Origin of the sequence: Citrobacter sp. RHB36-C18, from assembly GCF_013814485.1 — a bacterium.
Taxonomy (GTDB): Bacteria; Pseudomonadota; Gammaproteobacteria; order Enterobacterales; family Enterobacteriaceae; genus Citrobacter; species Citrobacter braakii.
Map to the genome: position 1 here is coordinate 3,607,077 of NZ_CP057125.1, position 15,519 is coordinate 3,622,595.

Here is a 15,519-nt window from a genome sequence, read left to right on the forward strand (position 1 = left end):
ATGATGTTTAAGCAATACCTGCAAGTAACAAAACCAGGCATCATCTTTGGCAACCTGATCTCGGTGATTGGGGGATTCCTGCTGGCCTCGAAAGGCAGCATTGATTATCCCCTGTTTATCTACACGTTGGTTGGGGTGTCACTGGTTGTGGCGTCGGGTTGTGTATTTAACAACTACATCGACAGGGATATCGACAGGAAGATGGAGAGGACCAAAAACCGCGTGCTGGTTAAAGGTCTGATTTCCCCTGCGGTCTCGCTGGTATACGCCACCCTGCTGGGTATTGCTGGCTTTATGCTGCTGTGGTTTGGCGCGAACCCTCTGGCCTGCTGGCTGGGGGTAATGGGCTTCGTGGTCTATGTGGGCGTCTATAGCCTGTACATGAAGCGCCATTCCGTTTATGGCACGCTGATTGGCTCACTCTCCGGTGCTGCGCCGCCGGTGATTGGCTACTGCGCCGTAACCGGTGAGTTCGATAGCGGTGCGCTGATTCTGCTGGCTATTTTCAGTCTGTGGCAGATGCCGCACTCTTACGCGATTGCGATTTTCCGCTTTAAGGATTATCAGGCAGCCAACATCCCGGTACTGCCGGTGGTGAAAGGTATTTCGGTCGCGAAGAACCATATCACGCTGTACATCGTGGCGTTTGCTATCGCCACGCTGATGCTAACCCTGGGCGGCTATGCTGGTTATAAATACCTGATTGTTGCTGCGGCGGTGAGTGTCTGGTGGTTGGGCATGGCGCTGCGCGGTTATAAAGTGGAAGATGACAGGGTCTGGGCACGCAAGCTGTTCGGTTTCTCCATCATCGCCATTACCGCGCTTTCCGTGATGATGTCCGTTGACTTTATGGTGCCAAACTCGCAGAACCTGCTGACTTACGTCTGGTAACGATCTGCTGATACGAAAAGGGTGCCTCCGGCACCCTTTTTTATTGGCAGGGATGTTATTCAGTCATAAAGCCATTTCCCCGCTTCAGCCGACTCAGCAAACATCCTTACGGTTAGCGGTATGCGTGTTGCTTCCACTTCTTCCCGGTTAGCTTTGAACCATCTAGTGAATAGTGGCAGATTGTGCCATGGATAATAAGGTTTCCAGTTCACACATGATAAATCGACTTTGAACTCTTTCTCATATCGATCCAGAGCACTGTGAAGATCATCACCGGGGGCATCAAACAAATCTGAGTCGAGTTCTAAAGGAACCTCTTTCCAGTTTTCATCCAAATACCCAGGTATTTCTTCCCTGAAAAGCTTTAACACATCGTCTTGAATACTCATTAGAATGATGTCCACTGAATGCGATCTTTAGAGCGAGCAATTAAGTTGTATTTTATCTGAGTCTTTCTGGATACTTGCACAAGTGCATTTACAAGACCAATCCACCCAAGCCAGGGTACATAACGAGCAATCACAGCAGCGAGTTTGTTAGTGCTTTGTATCCTTAACCCCACCGGAGTGGGGACTTTAATACCAAATGGTACCCGCGCATCTTTCAGAAGCATTCTCCCGTATTTGGAAACAACACTTGTTCCTTCAATAGCCCCGGAAGGTTTTTGTCTCGTCTTCAACCAGGGTTGACCAGCCAGAATAGCGGCTCCCGATTCAATACCAATACCTAACTCATCACAAAACTGTTCCAGAAAGATGAGATCGAACAATTCGCCAGCGGACAGATTGCTGTGACCATGATACCAATAGGTTCCATTCGCCTCTTCAGTTGTGTCCATTCAATCCCCCATTATGCCGTCTGCCGGTCATTCCATGCGTCGGTATAGATAATGTTCCCGTCGCAATGCTTCCAGGTGATTTTTTCGTAGCGTAATTCTATGGTTTCAAGATGGTTATTATTCATGTCCTCTGGACCAGCCATCGAGGGAGAAACGGAGACAATCCGCACCCCTTCCAGAAACATATTGAAGTATTCAACTTCCTGACCGGCATCATTGATTTTGTACCAACGAATCTCTGCAGACTTAAGATTCTGACCAGAAGCGACAGCTTTGTATAAATACGGGCTAGAGTAGTCAAACTCTTTGATGATCATCATCGGTGAATGTTGGCGTGTGCCTGTTGGCTTGCCTGTACCGTTATCAGTGGGAATAGACAAATTGTGATGAAAGCCTTTAAATTCAATACTGTATTCTCTTCCCTCTACATCACACCCGCCCTTAATCAGCGCACCACCATCGTCATAAATCCACATATTGCCCGGAATCGCCATTTTCCTTTTCCCTCTTTCCATTAGAAATAACCACAAAAAGACTACACCTGTAATTATCGCAAGTAAATTAGTCGCAATTGTAATTATTTCAATTTTCCCACTACACAATTCCACATATCGTAGAGGTTTACCGCACTCCTTCCCCGCTTTACACTAGGCGCGAAATTAATACAGAGGTGGGAATGAACGATTACAAAATGACGCCCGGTGAGTTGCGCGCCACCTGGGGTTTAGGGACCGTATTCTCGTTGCGCATGCTTGGCATGTTTATGGTTCTGCCGGTTCTGACCACGTACGGTATGGCGCTACAGGGGGCCAGTGAAGCGCTGATTGGCCTTGCTATTGGCATTTATGGTCTGGCGCAAGCCGTTTTCCAGATCCCCTTTGGTCTGCTTTCAGACCGCATCGGTCGTAAGCCGCTTATCGTCGGCGGGCTGGCGGTATTCGTTCTCGGCAGCGTGATTGCCGCCCTCTCCGATTCAATCTGGGGCATTATTCTCGGTCGCGCTTTGCAAGGCTCTGGCGCGATTGCCGCCGCCGTGATGGCGCTGCTTTCCGACTTAACCCGTGAGCAAAACCGTACCAAAGCGATGGCGTTTATCGGCGTCAGCTTTGGTATCACCTTCGCCATTGCGATGGTGCTAGGACCGATCGTTACCCATGCGCTGGGACTACACGCGCTGTTCTGGATGATTGCAGCTCTTGCAACCACCGGCATCGTGCTAACCATTTGGGTCGTTCCCAATAGCACCAGCCACGTGCTGAACCGCGAATCTGGCATGGTAAAAGGCAGCTTCAGCAAAGTGCTGGCGGAGCCCAAACTGCTCAAGCTCAACTTTGGCATCATGTGTCTGCACATTTTGTTGATGTCCACTTTCGTCGCCTTACCGGGCCAACTGGCGAAAGCCGGTTTCCCCGCCGCAGAGCACTGGAAAATTTATCTGGTGACGATGCTGCTGTCCTTTGTTTCCGTGGTGCCGTTCATCATTTACGCAGAAGTGAAGCGGCGGATGAAGCGCGTATTCCTCGCCTGCGTGTTACTGATCCTTATCGCAGAGATTGTATTGTGGAGCGCTAACGTGCGTTTTTGGGGGCTGATTGCGGGCGTTCAGATATTCTTCCTCGCCTTCAACCTGATGGAGGCCCTCCTCCCCTCGCTTATCAGCAAAGAGTCTCCGGCTGGCTATAAAGGCACGGCGATGGGCGTTTACTCCACCAGCCAGTTTCTTGGCGTGGCGATTGGCGGTTCGCTCGGCGGTTGGGTGGTCGAAATGTTTGATGGTCAGGCGGTATTCCTGGCCGGCGCGCTTCTGGCGGCAGTTTGGTTGTTGGTGGCAAGCACAATGAAAGAGCCGCCGTATGTCAGTAGCCTGCGAGTGGAAATCCCACCTGAGATTGCCGCAGATGACACCCTTAAGCAGCGTCTACTGGCTAAAGAAGGGATAAGCGAAGTGTTAATTGTTGCGAAAGAGCATTCGGCTTACGTGAAAATCGACAGCAAAGTGACGAATCGATTTGAGGTTGAACAGGCCATCAGCCAGGCGTGAAGAGTGCCAGATGGCGACTATCGTTTGATCCAGCCTACAAATAGCGTGTGCAACCTGTAGGCCGGATAAGCGTAGCGCCATCAGGCATTACGACTTAATCGCGGAAGTTCTTAAACTGGAACGGCTGGCCGAGATCGCCGCCGCGAACCAGCGCCATAACGGATTGCAGATCGTCACGCGCCTTGCCGGTCACGCGGATTTCTTCGCCCTGAATCTGCGCCTGCACCTTCAGTTTGCTGTCTTTGATCAGCTTAACGATTTTCTTTTGCACCGCGCTTTCAATGCCCTGTTTCAGCTTAGCTTCAACAAACCAGGTTTTACCGCTGTGCACGAAGGTTTCTGGTACGTCCAACGAAGTGCCTTCAATACCACGTTTCAGCAGCTTGGCACGTAAAATATCCAGCAACTGATTGACCTGGAAATCAGACTCGCTTAGCACCTTAATCGTCTTATTCGACTCGTTCAGCTCAAAAGTCGCTTCAACGCCACGAAAATCAAAGCGTGACTCCACTTCGCGGCTGGCGTTATCTACCGCGTTACGGGCTTCCTGAAGATCAACTTCAGAAACAATATCGAAAGATGGCATCTTTTCCTCTCCCTTCATTTTTGATGCGAAGCATAATACCTGCAAAGTTACACAACAGACAGCGCTATACTAGGCTGTATCCTTTAATTGTACGTGGTACTGATACCGGCGAACAATAATGGGGTACGGCCGATATGGATTAACACCTGGTGATGTTGCAGGTGAGGAGGAAGAATGAAAATTACCGTACTGGGATGTGGAGCGTTAGGACAGCTTTGGCTAACCACGCTGTGCAAACATGGACATGAGGTTCAGGGGTGGCTACGCGTACCGCAACCCTATTGCAGCGTTAACCTGATCGACACGGATGGGTCAGTATTCAATGAATCCCTGACGGCAAACGACCCCGATTTTTTGGCGAAAAGCGACCTGCTGCTTGTCACTCTGAAAGCCTGGCAGGTTTCTGATGCGGTCAAAGGCCTGGCCGCCATTCTGCCTGACACCACTCCCATTCTGCTGATTCACAACGGTATGGGGACGATTGAAGAGTTGCATAACATTAAGCAACCTCTATTGATGGGCACCACAACCCACGCGGCACGCCGTGACGGGAACGTGATCATTCATGTCGCTCAGGGAACAACAAGGATTGGTCCGCCGCGTGAACAAGACGGTGATTTCAGTTATCTGGCTGAAGTCCTGCAAGAGGTGCTGCCGGACGTCGCCTGGCACAACAATATTCGTGCTGAGTTGTGGCGCAAGCTGGCCGTCAACTGCGTCATTAACCCGCTGACCGCATTATGGGATTGCTCAAATGGAGAGTTACGCCATCATCCTGAAAAAATAGCGCTCATCTGCGAGGAGGTGGCGGCGGTCATTGAACGCGAAGGCCACCACACATCAGCAGATGATTTACGCTATTATGTTGAGCAAGTGATTGACAGTACGGCGGAAAATATCTCATCAATGCTGCAAGACATACATGCCCTGCGCCATACTGAGATCGACTACATTACTGGTTATTTGTTAAAACGCGCCCGCGCGCACGGCATCGCCGTACCGGAAAATGCCCGCCTGTTTGAAATGGTTAAGAGAAAGGAAAGTGAGTATGAGCGCTCAAGCACTGGTATGTCTCGCCCCTGGTAGTGAAGAGACCGAAGCGGTCACCACTATCGATCTGCTGGTTCGCGGCGGAATTAAGGTCACGACCGCCAGCGTTGCCAGCGATGGCGGCCTGACGATCGTGTGCTCACGCGGCGTAAAACTACTGGCGGATGCACCATTAGTGGAAGTTGCTGACGGGGATTTCGACATTATCGTGCTGCCCGGCGGTATTAAAGGCGCCGAGTGTTTTCGCGACAGCCCTCTGCTTGTCGAAACCGTGAAACAGTTTCATCGCTCCGGGCGCATTGTCGCGGCAATTTGCGCCGCTGCCGCCACAGTCCTCGTCCCACACGATATTTTTCCCATTGGTAACATGACCGGTTTTCCGGCGCTGAAAGACAATATTCCCACTGACCAGTGGCAGGATAAGCGCGTCGTATGGGATCCGCGCGTCAATCTGTTAACCAGCCAGGGACCGGGAACCTCAATCGATTTCGGTTTAAAAATCATTGATCTCCTGGTGAGTCGCGAAAAAGCTTACGAAGTGGCATCACAACTGGTGATGGCAGCGGGAATTTATAACTACTACGAGTAATCTTCAGGCCACTCGCATTCAAGGAATTATGATGAAAGGATATCTGAGCGGAGTGGCTTTACTGCTCCTTTCCGGCTACGCCAGTGCGACTCAACTTGAAATTGAGAGCCTTGAGTATCGCTATCCCGCAAGCACTGAGATGCAATATCGCGTGCCGTGGTTTACCTCAACGGATAACCCACAGGTTGCAAAACGCATTAACGATTATATTTTCACAAGCTTTATCAATCAGCTACCGGGAAATAATCCACGAGCGACCGTGAATCAGTTTGCGAAATCAGAGATGAATCCCACCGCAAACCTTGACTACACGGTTGAGTATCGCGACGCCAAAGTGTTGACCCTCAACATGTTTGTCGAAGGCTGCGGGGCGTATTGCGAGTCGTACAATGTACCGATCAGCTTCGATTTAGCCAACGGCGCGACAATTACCCTTAACGACCTCTTTTCCCGCTCCACGATGACCGAATTAAACACCCGTATCAGAAAAGATATCCGCAGCCAAATTGATACCTTTGTTGCCGCACAGAAATCACAAAAGCCGGAGCAAATAAAAGAAGACGGTGGAGATTCTGGCTTTGCCGAATTCTACGCATCGTGTGCAACCTACACCGACGGTCTGTACTACATCGACAAATTCTCCCTGCAAAAAGACCATCTGGCTTTCCTGAACGGACGTTGTAGCAACCACGCCAATCGCGCGGGTGACGAACTGGGCGATTTCACCACGAAAATCCCGACCGTTGAACTGCATAATCAGCTCACGCCTTACGGCCAGTATCTGACTGCCGCAAAGAGATCTACACCGGTTTCGCCAGCGCCCGGCATTGACGGCAAGGTCATGTACGGCACGTTGGGAAAAAGCATGCGTATTGTGTTGAAGGTCGACTGCAAATACGGTGATTTTTTTGAAGGGGCTTACTTTTACCAGAAATTTGGCGCACCGATTGAATTAAACGGTAAATGCGACACAGCCGACAATCAACATTATGTACTGAAGACCTCTGCCGCTGAACAATCGGAAGAGAAGATAACGCTGGAGTTAAAAGACGGCGTCTATCAGGGTGTCTGGGAGTCGAACGGGAAAAAGCTCCCCATCCGTTTTGAATAATATTGTTATATTGCCGGATGGCAGCGTAAACAATTTATCAGGCCTACAAAACATACCGCTTGCAGGCCTGATAAGCGCAGCACCCTCAGGCAAAAGTCACTACGGGCGATATACCTTCACGTTTTCAAAGCCCTGCTCGCGCAGATACAGCGCCTGCAGACGGCTCATCACTCCGCGTTCACACCACAGCAGCCAGGTTTTACTCTGGTCCAGATCGCCGAATTTGGTGCTCAGTTTGTAGAACGGCAGAGAAACGACGTCCACACCGTCAACCTTCAGCGGTTTGTCATCCTGTTCATCCACAGAGCGGATATCCAGAATCACATCGTTCGGGCCGAAGCCGCTCACGGTTTCCACTTCCACCACGGTCTGCTGCGTCTGCTGGGCGATATCACGAATATCGATATTGTTCGCTTCTTCAACCACTTTATCGAGGATAGAGAAATCGAAGTTTTCTTCTTCGGCCTCAATCTTCGCTTTAATCGCTTTCACCGTCGGGCTTTTTGAAATCACACCGCAGTATTCCGGCATGGTACGGGCAAAGTCCTCAGTACCAATTTCACGCGCCAGATTAATGATGTGCTCCTTATCATGGGAGATAAGCGGGCGCAGGATCAGGGTGTCAGAAACGTTATCGATCAGGCGCAGGTTGGTCAGCGTCTGGCTGGACACCTGGCCCAGCGCTTCACCGGTTACCAGCGCCTGTACGCCGTAGCGCTCAGCGACTTTCGACGCTGCACGAACCATCATACGTTTAAGGACCACGCCCATCTGACCGTCGTCGACTTTCTCCAGGATCTCGCCAACCACCGGCTCAAAGTTGATCGCGACAAAACGCACGCGATGCGAGCTACCAAAGCGGTTCCACAGATAATGCGCCACCTGGCGAACGCCGATTTCATGCGCTGCGCCGCCGAGATTAAAGAAGCAGTAGTGTACACGGCAGCCGCGACGCATCAGCATATAGCTGGACACGCCGGAGTCGAAACCACCGGAAATCAGCGACAGTACATCTTCCTGCGTCCCGATCGGGAAACCGCCAATACCTTCATAGCGGCCTTTAACCAGCAGCAGACGGTCGTTTTCGATTTCAAGATTAACCGTCACGTCCGGCTTCGTCAGCTTCACGCGTGCGGATTCAATATGCTGGTTCAGTCCACCGCCAACATAGCGTTCCACCTCAATAGAGCTAAACTCATGCTTACCGCGACGCTTAACGCGTACGCAGAAGGTTTTGCCTTCCAGTTGATCGCGATACTGCACCAGCGCTTTCTCGAAAATATCGTGCATATCGGTAAACGGCACGTCTTCAACTTCGAGAATATGGTGGATCCCCGGAATACGGGTCAGCGCGTCGCGAATATCCAGGCGCTGGCTTTCATCTTTAGCGCGAACCTCAACGTGATCCCAGTGGCGGACAACGGCAAGGTCTTCATCATAGTGCTTTAAAACGTTACGAATGTTCCCTGTCAGAATTTTTATAAAGCGCAAACGCACAGATTGGCTTTTGATGGTGATTTCTGGGAACAATTTAATGATAAACTTCATGGCGGCAATGGTTCTTTGGCAAGTCTGAATGACTTGTAATGGAAAAAAATACAGCAGCCCATACCCTGCGGCTGCATCCAGGCGCGCAAGTATACCACCATCATGGTCATCCTGTGCACATCGCCTTACCATTGCGCGTTATTTGCTTATCAGTGCGAGTCCGTTACCATAGCCTTGTGCTGCCAATACAGAGAGTCAGACATTCATTATGCCGAAGAAAAATGAAGCGCCAGCCAGTTTTGAAACAGCGCTGAGCGACCTGGAACAGATTGTTACCCGTCTGGAAAGCGGCGACCTGCCGCTGGAAGAAGCGCTGAACGAATTTGAACGTGGCGTACAGTTAGCACGTCAGGGACAGGTCAAGTTGCAGCAGGCTGAACAGCGCGTACAAATCCTGCTGTCAGATACTGAAGACGACGCCCTTACGCCTTTCACACCGGATAATGAGTAAATGGATTTTACGCAGCAGCTACAGGCTTGCGTTGAGCAGGCCAACCAGGCACTGAGCCGTTTTATCGCGCCATTGCCCTTTCAGAACACTCCCGTGGTCGAAACCATGCAATATGGCGCATTATTAGGCGGTAAACGTCTGCGCCCGTTTCTGGTGTATGCGACCGGTCAGATGTTTGGCGTCAGCCTGAGTACGCTTGATGCTCCCGCTGCCGCCGTCGAGTGTATCCATGCCTATTCGCTGATGCACGATGACTTACCCGCGATGGACGACGATGACCTGCGCCGCGGTCTGCCGACCTGCCACGTAAAATTTGGCGAGGCTAATGCGATCCTGGCTGGAGATGCGCTACAGACGCTAGCGTTCTCCATTATCAGCGACGCCCCGATGCCGGAAGTTTCTGATCGTGATCGCATCGCGATGATCTCTGAACTGGCCCAGGCCAGCGGTATCGCCGGTATGTGCGGCGGTCAGGCGTTGGATCTGGACGCTGAAGGCCATCAGGTAGAATTGGATGCGCTGGAGCGTATTCACCGCCATAAAACCGGGGCATTGATTCGCGCTGCCGTGCGTCTGGGTGCGTTAAGCGCTGGCGATAAAGGGCGAGAATGCCTGGCAATACTCGACAAGTACGCAGAAAGCATCGGTCTGGCCTTCCAGGTTCAGGATGACATCCTGGATGTGGTAGGCGATACTGCAACATTGGGTAAACGTCAGGGTGCTGACCAGCAGCTTGGCAAAAGTACCTATCCTGCACTTCTGGGTCTTGAGCAAGCCCAGAATAAAGCCCGGGATTTAATTGAGGATGCCCGCCAGTCGCTAAGTTTGCTGGCTGCACAGTCACTCGATACCTCGGCACTGGAAGCGCTAGCGGACTACATAATCCAGCGTGATAAATAAACCAACATATCCCATGAGCTTGCGATGAGTTTTGATATAGCCAAATACCCGACCCTGGCGCTGGTCGACTCCACTCAGGAGTTACGCCTGCTGCCAAAAGAGAGCCTGCCAAAGCTTTGCGACGAACTGCGCCGCTATTTGCTCGACAGCGTAAGCCGTTCCAGCGGGCACTTCGCCTCTGGTCTGGGCACGGTGGAACTCACCGTAGCGCTGCACTACGTCTACAACACCCCGTTTGACCAGTTAATCTGGGATGTGGGACATCAGGCTTACCCGCACAAAATTCTGACCGGCCGCCGCGATAAAATCGGCACCATTCGGCAGAAAGGCGGTTTGCATCCATTCCCATGGCGCGGTGAGAGCGAATATGACGTACTGAGCGTTGGGCACTCCTCAACCTCCATCAGCGCAGGTATCGGTATTGCGGTTGCCGCCGAGAAAGAAGGCAAGGAACGCCGTACCGTTTGTGTGATTGGGGACGGTGCAATCACCGCAGGCATGGCATTTGAAGCGATGAACCACGCGGGTGATATTAAGCCCGACATGCTGGTTATCCTCAACGACAACGAAATGTCGATTTCAGAGAACGTCGGCGCGCTGAACAATCACCTGGCGCAACTGCTCTCTGGCAAACTCTACTCCTCGCTGCGCGAAGGCGGGAAGAAAGTGTTCTCCGGTGTACCACCGATTAAAGAACTGCTCAAACGTACCGAAGAGCACATCAAAGGCATGGTTGTGCCGGGTACGCTGTTTGAAGAGCTGGGCTTTAACTATATTGGTCCGGTGGACGGTCACGACGTGCTGGGGCTTATCACCACGCTTAAGAACATGCGCGATCTCAAAGGTCCACAGTTCCTGCACATCATGACCAAAAAAGGTCGTGGCTACGAGCCTGCGGAAAAAGATCCGATTACGTTCCACGCGGTACCCAAATTCGATCCATCCAGCGGATGCCTGCCGAAAAGCAGCGGCGGCCTGCCGAGCTATTCAAAAATCTTCGGTGACTGGCTGTGCGAGACCGCGGCGAAAGACAATAAGCTGATGGCGATCACCCCGGCGATGCGCGAAGGCTCCGGTATGGTGGAGTTCTCACGTAAGTTCCCGGACCGCTACTTTGATGTGGCGATTGCCGAGCAGCACGCGGTGACGTTTGCAGCCGGTCTGGCGATTGGCGGTTATAAGCCGGTCGTGGCTATTTATTCCACCTTCCTGCAACGCGCTTACGATCAGGTACTGCATGATGTCGCCATCCAGAAACTGCCGGTCCTGTTCGCCGTCGACCGGGCAGGTATCGTTGGCGCAGATGGACAAACCCACCAAGGGGCGTTCGACCTCTCTTTCCTGCGCTGTATCCCGGAAATGGTCATTATGACCCCAAGCGATGAGAACGAATGTCGCCAGATGCTGTTCACCGGCTATCACTACAACGACGGTCCAACGGTCGTACGTTATCCGCGCGGTAACGCGGTGGGTGTTGAGCTGGCGCCGCTGGAACATCTGCCAATCGGCAAAGGCATCGTGAAGCGTCACGGTGCGAAAGTGGCGATTCTCAACTTCGGCACCCTAATGCCAGAAGCCGATCAGGTCGCAGAATCACTGAACGCCACGCTGGTTGATATGCGCTTTGTGAAACCGTTGGATGAAACGTTGATCCTCGAAATGGCAGCCCAACACGAGGTGCTGGTCACCCTCGAAGAGAATGCCATTATGGGCGGCGCTGGTAGCGGCGTAAACGAAGTGCTAATGGCCCATCGCAAGCCTGTTCCGGTGCTGAACATTGGCCTGCCTGACTTCTTCATCCCGCAGGGGACTCAGGACGAGGCTCGCGCCGAACTGGGACTTAATGCCGCCGGAATTGAGGCCAAAATCAAGGCCTGGCTGGCATAATCCCCTCCCCGCTCCTGCTATGCTTAACTCATCACGAGCATAGCAGGAGTGGATTAATGAAATACAACACCTTAGGAAAAACCGACCTACGGGTCTCCCGCCTTTGCCTGGGTTGCATGACGTTTGGCGAGCCCAATCGCGGCAATCACGCCTGGACGCTACCTGAAGAAAGCAGCCGCCCGATAATCAAACACGCTATTGAAGGCGGCATTAACTTTTTTGATACCGCCAATAGCTACTCCGCTGGCAGCAGCGAAGAGATTGTCGGCCGCGCGCTGCGTGATTTCGCCCGCCGCGAAGAGGTCGTGGTCGCCACCAAGGTTTTTCACCAGGTTGATGATTTAGCGGAAGGATTATCCCGCGCACAAATCTTGCGCTCAATCGACGATAGCCTCAGACGCCTGGGTATGGACTATGTGGACATCCTGCAAATTCACCGCTGGGATTACAATACGCCTATCGAAGAAACGCTGGAAGCCCTTAACGACGTAGTGAAAGCCGGTAAAGCTCGCTTTATTGGCGCCTCATCCATGCACGCGTCTCAGTTTGCTCAGGCGCTGGCCTTACAGAAACAACACGGCTGGGCGCAGTTCGTTAGCATGCAGGATCACTACAACCTGATCTACCGTGAGGAAGAACGAGAAATGCTGCCGCTTTGCTATCAGGAAGGCGTCGCGGTGATCCCATGGAGTCCGCTAGCGCGTGGTCGCCTGACGCGCCCCTGGGGAGAAACGACCGCACGTCTGGTTTCTGATGAAGTCGGTAAAAATTTATACTCTGAGAGCGATGAAAACGACGCGCAAATTGCCGCGCGGCTGACCGGTGTCAGTGAGGAATTAGGCGTAACGCGTGCGCAGGTTGCGCTGGCCTGGCTGCTGAGCAAACCGGGTGTGGCAGCGCCGATTATCGGCACTTCGCGCGAGGAACAGCTGGATGAGTTACTTAATGCGGTGGATTTGACGCTGAAGCCGGAGCAGATTGCCGAGCTGGAAACGCCGTACAAACAGCATCCGGTGGTCGGATTTAAATAATCTGGCATTGCCCGATGGCGCTGCGCTTATCGGGCCTACGAAACCGCCATCGTGTTTCCAGGCCGGATAAGGCGTTTACGCTGCCATCCGGCAAACCTATTTAAATGATCCCTACCGGCCAGTGATGGCCGATAAAATACAAAATTCCGGCGGAGAGTATTCCGGCCACAATATCATCAATCATGATCCCCGTACCGCCATGCACGTTGCGATCGAACCAACGGATCGGCCACGGCTTCCACATATCCAGAATACGGAAAATCACAAATCCCGCGGCGACCCACTGCCAGTCGTGGGTCGGCAGCGCCATCAGGGTTATCCACATCCCGACAAACTCGTCCCAGACAATGCTACCGTGATCGTGCACGCCCATATCTTTCGCCGTTTGATGGCACAGATAAACGCCGATACAGATAGACAACATGACCACCAGTGAATACAGTTGCCACGGCAGAAACGTCATTAAATACCAAAAAGGGATCGCCGCCAGCGATCCCATCGTGCCTGGAACAATTGGGCTCAGCCCGCTACCAAAACCGGTGGCCAACAGGTGCCACGGATTGCGCATACTCAGGCGACTTTTGGCGACATCTTTTTTAAGGCGCGGCAAAATGGTCATATCCTTTCCAGTCGAACGTGACGGGTTTTCCGTCGCGCGTAAAATGAATGCCTTCCACGTCCGCGCTCATCTGCCCAATGCAGGTAAACGATGCGCCGAGATTCCCCAGCGCCACGTCCAGTGCGCCACGGTTAATTTCCGGTACGGTAAAGCATAACTCATAATCTTCACCCCCCGAAAGCGCCCAGCGCAGGGCTTGTTCCGGCTCAACGTGTTGGGCAAATGCCGTAGAGTATGGCAACGCATCGACGTTAACCCGCGCCCCACAGCCGCAGACATTGACGATATGCCCCAGATCGGAAATCAGGCCGTCGGAAATATCGATAGCCGCACTGGCCAGATCGCGCAGAGCTTGTCCCTGCAAAATACGCGGCGTTGGACGCAGATGACGTTTAAGCAGATAGTCTGCGTCTTTTGCATCTGCCACCTGCAAGCGATCCTGCAAAATCGCCAGCCCGGCCGCGCTGTCGCCCGGCGTACCGGTCACATAAATCCAGTCCCCCGGTTTCGCACCGGAGCGTTTTAAGGCCCGTCCAACAGGGACGTAGCCGTGGATACCCAGCGTCATCGACAGTGGCCCACGCGTGGTGTCACCACCTATCAGCTGCATATCATAGTAATTGAGGAGTTCAAACAGGCCATCGCTGAAGGCTTCAAGCCAGGCTTCATCGACGTCAGGCAGCGTGAGCGCCAGCGTCAGCCACGCAGGATCGGCTCCCATCGCCGCCAGATCGCTCAAATTCACCGCCAGCGCTTTCCAGGCGAGATCGGTGGGATCAATGTCGGGGAGGAAGTGGTTGCCTGCCACAAGCGTATCGGTGCTGATCGCCAGCGTTTGTTTTTCAGGGATGTTCAGAAGTGCGCAATCGTCACCAATACCGGTTTCGACATCAAGACGAGACGTTCTTACGCGGTCAAAATAACGGGCAATCAGGGAAAATTCGCCGCATGCCATACGTTATGCCTCAGCAGAAAAAAAAGAAAAAGCCGGGGGCAGCGGAAACAAGTTCCACCATCCAGCCGGCCTCGGGATTACTTTTTGTTGGGGCGAATCACAGGTGCTGCTTTATCCAGTACGCCGTTCACGAATTTATGGCTGTCTTCAGCGCCGAAGGTTTTCGCCAGTTCAATCGCTTCGTTGATGGCCACTTTGTACGGCACATCACTACGTTTAGACAGTTCAAACAGCGCAATACGCAGCACGGCTTTTTCTACCTGACCCAGCTCTTCCAACAGACGAGACAGATAAGGCTTCATTAATCCATCCAGGTACGCGCTGTTAGTCGCCACCCCGGACAGCAGTTCACGGAAATACAGAACGTCGACATCTTTTACGTCCTGTTCCGCCAGGAACTGGTATTCAACATCAGCGATGTCGTTCTGGGACAACTGCCAGGAGTAGAGCGCCTGGACGGCACACTCACGGGCGCGGCGACGAGCAGCAGGTTTCACGGATTTCCCCTTACAAAAATCAGGCCTTGATGGCTTTCAATACATTAATCATTTCAAGTGCAGTCAGTGCAGCTTCTGCGCCTTTGTTGCCAGCTTTAGTGCCAGCACGTTCGATGGCTTGTTCAATACTTTCGGTGGTCAGAACACCGAAGGCTACCGGAATGCCACTGTCCTGAGCGACATGCGCCAGGCCATTACTTGCACCGCCAGCCACATATTCGAAGTGCGCGGTGCCACCACGAATCACCGTACCTAACGCAATCACCGCGTCGTATTTACCGGATTTTGCAAGTACCGAGGCTGCCAGCGGCAGCTCATACGCGCCCGGAACCCAAACGACGGTAATGTTTTCATCTTTAACCTGACCAATACGTTTCAGGGCGTCGATCGCACCTTCCAGCAGGCTGTCATTGATAAAGTTGTTGAAACGCGCAATGGTGATGGCGACGCGAGCGTCCGGGGTAGCAACGTTAGCTTCAATAATGTTCATATTCTTCCTTCGGATTCACTAGACCCCGCAGGGGG

18 protein-coding genes are annotated in these 15,519 nt (G+C 52.6%); 9 read left to right on the forward strand and 9 right to left on the reverse strand.

The window, feature by feature from the left end:
* On the forward strand, nucleotides 1-891 hold the full coding sequence (cyoE, locus tag HVZ52_RS17300) for a heme o synthase (RefSeq protein WP_003831005.1): 891 nt from the start codon (nucleotides 1-3) through the stop codon (nucleotides 889-891).
* Between the two features lie 59 nt (nucleotides 892-950).
* Here cyoE and HVZ52_RS17305 read toward each other — a convergent pair whose 3' ends face one another.
* The 3 genes from HVZ52_RS17305 to tssD are packed head-to-tail and all read right to left on the reverse strand — an operon-like array spanning nucleotide 951 to nucleotide 2,223.
* A complete protein-coding gene (locus tag HVZ52_RS17305; protein WP_047357697.1) occupies nucleotides 951-1,280 on the reverse strand; it encodes a DUF1493 family protein in 330 nt (109 codons plus the stop codon).
* On the reverse strand, nucleotides 1,280-1,729 hold the full coding sequence (locus tag HVZ52_RS17310) for an STM2901 family protein (protein WP_047357696.1): 450 nt from the start codon (nucleotides 1,727-1,729) through the stop codon (nucleotides 1,280-1,282). The genes HVZ52_RS17305 and HVZ52_RS17310 overlap by 1 nt, the downstream gene beginning before the upstream one ends.
* Nucleotides 1,730-1,740: 11 nt before the next feature.
* Nucleotides 1,741-2,223: a type VI secretion system tube protein TssD gene (tssD, locus tag HVZ52_RS17315; RefSeq protein ID WP_046276105.1), complete on the reverse strand. Its 483-nt coding sequence runs from the start codon at nucleotides 2,221-2,223 to the stop codon at nucleotides 1,741-1,743.
* 182 nt (nucleotides 2,224-2,405) lie between these two features.
* Here tssD and HVZ52_RS17320 point away from each other — a divergent pair, with 182 nt between their 5' ends.
* A complete protein-coding gene (locus tag HVZ52_RS17320; protein ID WP_016152045.1) occupies nucleotides 2,406-3,770 on the forward strand; it encodes an MFS transporter in 1,365 nt (454 codons plus the stop codon).
* A 94-nt stretch (nucleotides 3,771-3,864) separates the two neighbouring features.
* Here HVZ52_RS17320 and HVZ52_RS17325 read toward each other — a convergent pair whose 3' ends face one another.
* Nucleotides 3,865-4,356: a YajQ family cyclic di-GMP-binding protein gene (locus HVZ52_RS17325; protein ID WP_003831002.1), complete on the reverse strand. Its 492-nt coding sequence runs from the start codon at nucleotides 4,354-4,356 to the stop codon at nucleotides 3,865-3,867.
* 174 nt (nucleotides 4,357-4,530) lie between these two features.
* On the opposite strand from HVZ52_RS17325, the gene panE reads away from it, so the two are divergent.
* The 3 genes from panE to HVZ52_RS17340 are packed head-to-tail and all read left to right on the forward strand — an operon-like array spanning nucleotide 4,531 to nucleotide 7,106.
* Nucleotides 4,531-5,442: a 2-dehydropantoate 2-reductase gene (gene panE / locus HVZ52_RS17330; protein WP_181598520.1), complete on the forward strand. Its 912-nt coding sequence runs from the start codon at nucleotides 4,531-4,533 to the stop codon at nucleotides 5,440-5,442.
* On the forward strand, nucleotides 5,405-5,995 hold the full coding sequence (yajL, locus tag HVZ52_RS17335) for a protein deglycase YajL (protein ID WP_016152043.1): 591 nt from the start codon (nucleotides 5,405-5,407) through the stop codon (nucleotides 5,993-5,995). Before panE ends, yajL begins: the two co-directional genes overlap by 38 nt.
* 31 nt (nucleotides 5,996-6,026) lie before the next feature.
* Complete coding sequence (locus tag HVZ52_RS17340; protein WP_046276092.1) at nucleotides 6,027-7,106, forward strand: hypothetical protein; 1,080 nt, start codon at nucleotides 6,027-6,029, stop codon at nucleotides 7,104-7,106.
* A 99-nt stretch (nucleotides 7,107-7,205) separates the two neighbouring features.
* Here HVZ52_RS17340 and thiI read toward each other — a convergent pair whose 3' ends face one another.
* The gene (thiI, locus tag HVZ52_RS17345) at nucleotides 7,206-8,654 is read right to left on the reverse strand and encodes a tRNA uracil 4-sulfurtransferase ThiI (RefSeq protein ID WP_005125147.1); all 1,449 of its coding nucleotides are present in this window, start codon (nucleotides 8,652-8,654) and stop codon (nucleotides 7,206-7,208) included.
* 208 nt (nucleotides 8,655-8,862) lie between these two features.
* Here thiI and xseB point away from each other — a divergent pair, with 208 nt between their 5' ends.
* Genes xseB through yajO form a run of 4 tightly spaced genes read left to right on the forward strand, consistent with a single transcriptional unit; the run spans nucleotide 8,863 to nucleotide 12,923 of the window.
* The gene (gene xseB, locus HVZ52_RS17350; protein ID WP_181598521.1) at nucleotides 8,863-9,105 is read left to right on the forward strand and encodes an exodeoxyribonuclease VII small subunit; all 243 of its coding nucleotides are present in this window, start codon (nucleotides 8,863-8,865) and stop codon (nucleotides 9,103-9,105) included.
* Nucleotides 9,106-10,005 carry a (2E,6E)-farnesyl diphosphate synthase gene (ispA, locus tag HVZ52_RS17355; RefSeq protein WP_016152039.1) on the forward strand — a complete coding sequence of 300 codons (900 nt, stop codon included), beginning with the start codon at nucleotides 9,106-9,108 and terminating at the stop codon, nucleotides 10,003-10,005.
* A gap of 24 nt (nucleotides 10,006-10,029) precedes the next feature.
* Nucleotides 10,030-11,892 carry a 1-deoxy-D-xylulose-5-phosphate synthase gene (gene dxs / locus HVZ52_RS17360; RefSeq protein ID WP_103928972.1) on the forward strand — a complete coding sequence of 621 codons (1,863 nt, stop codon included), beginning with the start codon at nucleotides 10,030-10,032 and terminating at the stop codon, nucleotides 11,890-11,892.
* 56 nt (nucleotides 11,893-11,948) lie between these two features.
* Complete coding sequence (gene yajO / locus HVZ52_RS17365; RefSeq protein WP_181598522.1) at nucleotides 11,949-12,923, forward strand: 1-deoxyxylulose-5-phosphate synthase YajO; 975 nt, start codon at nucleotides 11,949-11,951, stop codon at nucleotides 12,921-12,923.
* Between the two features lie 100 nt (nucleotides 12,924-13,023).
* Here the strand turns inward: yajO and pgpA are convergent, their stop codons facing one another.
* The 4 genes from pgpA to ribE all read right to left on the reverse strand — a co-directional run bounded on the left by pgpA (nucleotide 13,024) and on the right by ribE (nucleotide 15,484).
* Complete coding sequence (pgpA, locus tag HVZ52_RS17370) at nucleotides 13,024-13,542, reverse strand: phosphatidylglycerophosphatase A (RefSeq protein ID WP_016152036.1); 519 nt, start codon at nucleotides 13,540-13,542, stop codon at nucleotides 13,024-13,026.
* Nucleotides 13,520-14,497 carry a thiamine-phosphate kinase gene (thiL, locus tag HVZ52_RS17375; RefSeq protein ID WP_181598523.1) on the reverse strand — a complete coding sequence of 326 codons (978 nt, stop codon included), beginning with the start codon at nucleotides 14,495-14,497 and terminating at the stop codon, nucleotides 13,520-13,522. Before thiL ends, pgpA begins: the two co-directional genes overlap by 23 nt.
* A 77-nt stretch (nucleotides 14,498-14,574) precedes the next feature.
* Entirely contained in the window at nucleotides 14,575-14,994 is a 420-nt protein-coding gene (gene nusB, locus HVZ52_RS17380) for a transcription antitermination factor NusB (protein WP_000801129.1), read from the reverse strand.
* Nucleotides 14,995-15,013: 19 nt separating this feature from the next.
* Nucleotides 15,014-15,484: a 6,7-dimethyl-8-ribityllumazine synthase gene (gene ribE, locus HVZ52_RS17385; protein ID WP_016152034.1), complete on the reverse strand. Its 471-nt coding sequence runs from the start codon at nucleotides 15,482-15,484 to the stop codon at nucleotides 15,014-15,016.
* Between the last annotated feature and the right edge of the window lie 35 nt (nucleotides 15,485-15,519).

Excerpts from the sequence above, each read along its gene's own strand:
- HVZ52_RS17310 (WP_047357696.1), bottom strand. The coding sequence starts at position 1,729 with ATGGACACAACTGAAGAGGCGAATGGAACCTATTGGTATCATGGTCAC.
- cyoE (WP_003831005.1), top strand. The coding sequence starts at position 1 with ATGATGTTTAAGCAATACCTGCAAGTAACAAAACCAGGCATCATCTTT.
- ribE (WP_016152034.1), bottom strand. The coding sequence starts at position 15,484 with ATGAACATTATTGAAGCTAACGTTGCTACCCCGGACGCTCGCGTCGCC.
- HVZ52_RS17325 (WP_003831002.1), bottom strand. The coding sequence starts at position 4,356 with ATGCCATCTTTCGATATTGTTTCTGAAGTTGATCTTCAGGAAGCCCGT.
- HVZ52_RS17340 (WP_046276092.1), top strand. The coding sequence starts at position 6,027 with ATGAAAGGATATCTGAGCGGAGTGGCTTTACTGCTCCTTTCCGGCTAC.
- thiI (WP_005125147.1), bottom strand. The coding sequence starts at position 8,654 with ATGAAGTTTATCATTAAATTGTTCCCAGAAATCACCATCAAAAGCCAA.
- HVZ52_RS17305 (WP_047357697.1), bottom strand. The coding sequence starts at position 1,280 with ATGAGTATTCAAGACGATGTGTTAAAGCTTTTCAGGGAAGAAATACCT.
- thiL (WP_181598523.1), bottom strand. The coding sequence starts at position 14,497 with ATGGCATGCGGCGAATTTTCCCTGATTGCCCGTTATTTTGACCGCGTA.
- xseB (WP_181598521.1), top strand. The coding sequence starts at position 8,863 with ATGCCGAAGAAAAATGAAGCGCCAGCCAGTTTTGAAACAGCGCTGAGC.
- pgpA (WP_016152036.1), bottom strand. The coding sequence starts at position 13,542 with ATGACCATTTTGCCGCGCCTTAAAAAAGATGTCGCCAAAAGTCGCCTG.
- yajL (WP_016152043.1), top strand. The coding sequence starts at position 5,405 with ATGAGCGCTCAAGCACTGGTATGTCTCGCCCCTGGTAGTGAAGAGACC.
- panE (WP_181598520.1), top strand. The coding sequence starts at position 4,531 with ATGAAAATTACCGTACTGGGATGTGGAGCGTTAGGACAGCTTTGGCTA.
- tssD (WP_046276105.1), bottom strand. The coding sequence starts at position 2,223 with ATGGCGATTCCGGGCAATATGTGGATTTATGACGATGGTGGTGCGCTG.
- yajO (WP_181598522.1), top strand. The coding sequence starts at position 11,949 with ATGAAATACAACACCTTAGGAAAAACCGACCTACGGGTCTCCCGCCTT.
- ispA (WP_016152039.1), top strand. The coding sequence starts at position 9,106 with ATGGATTTTACGCAGCAGCTACAGGCTTGCGTTGAGCAGGCCAACCAG.
- HVZ52_RS17320 (WP_016152045.1), top strand. The coding sequence starts at position 2,406 with ATGAACGATTACAAAATGACGCCCGGTGAGTTGCGCGCCACCTGGGGT.
- dxs (WP_103928972.1), top strand. The coding sequence starts at position 10,030 with ATGAGTTTTGATATAGCCAAATACCCGACCCTGGCGCTGGTCGACTCC.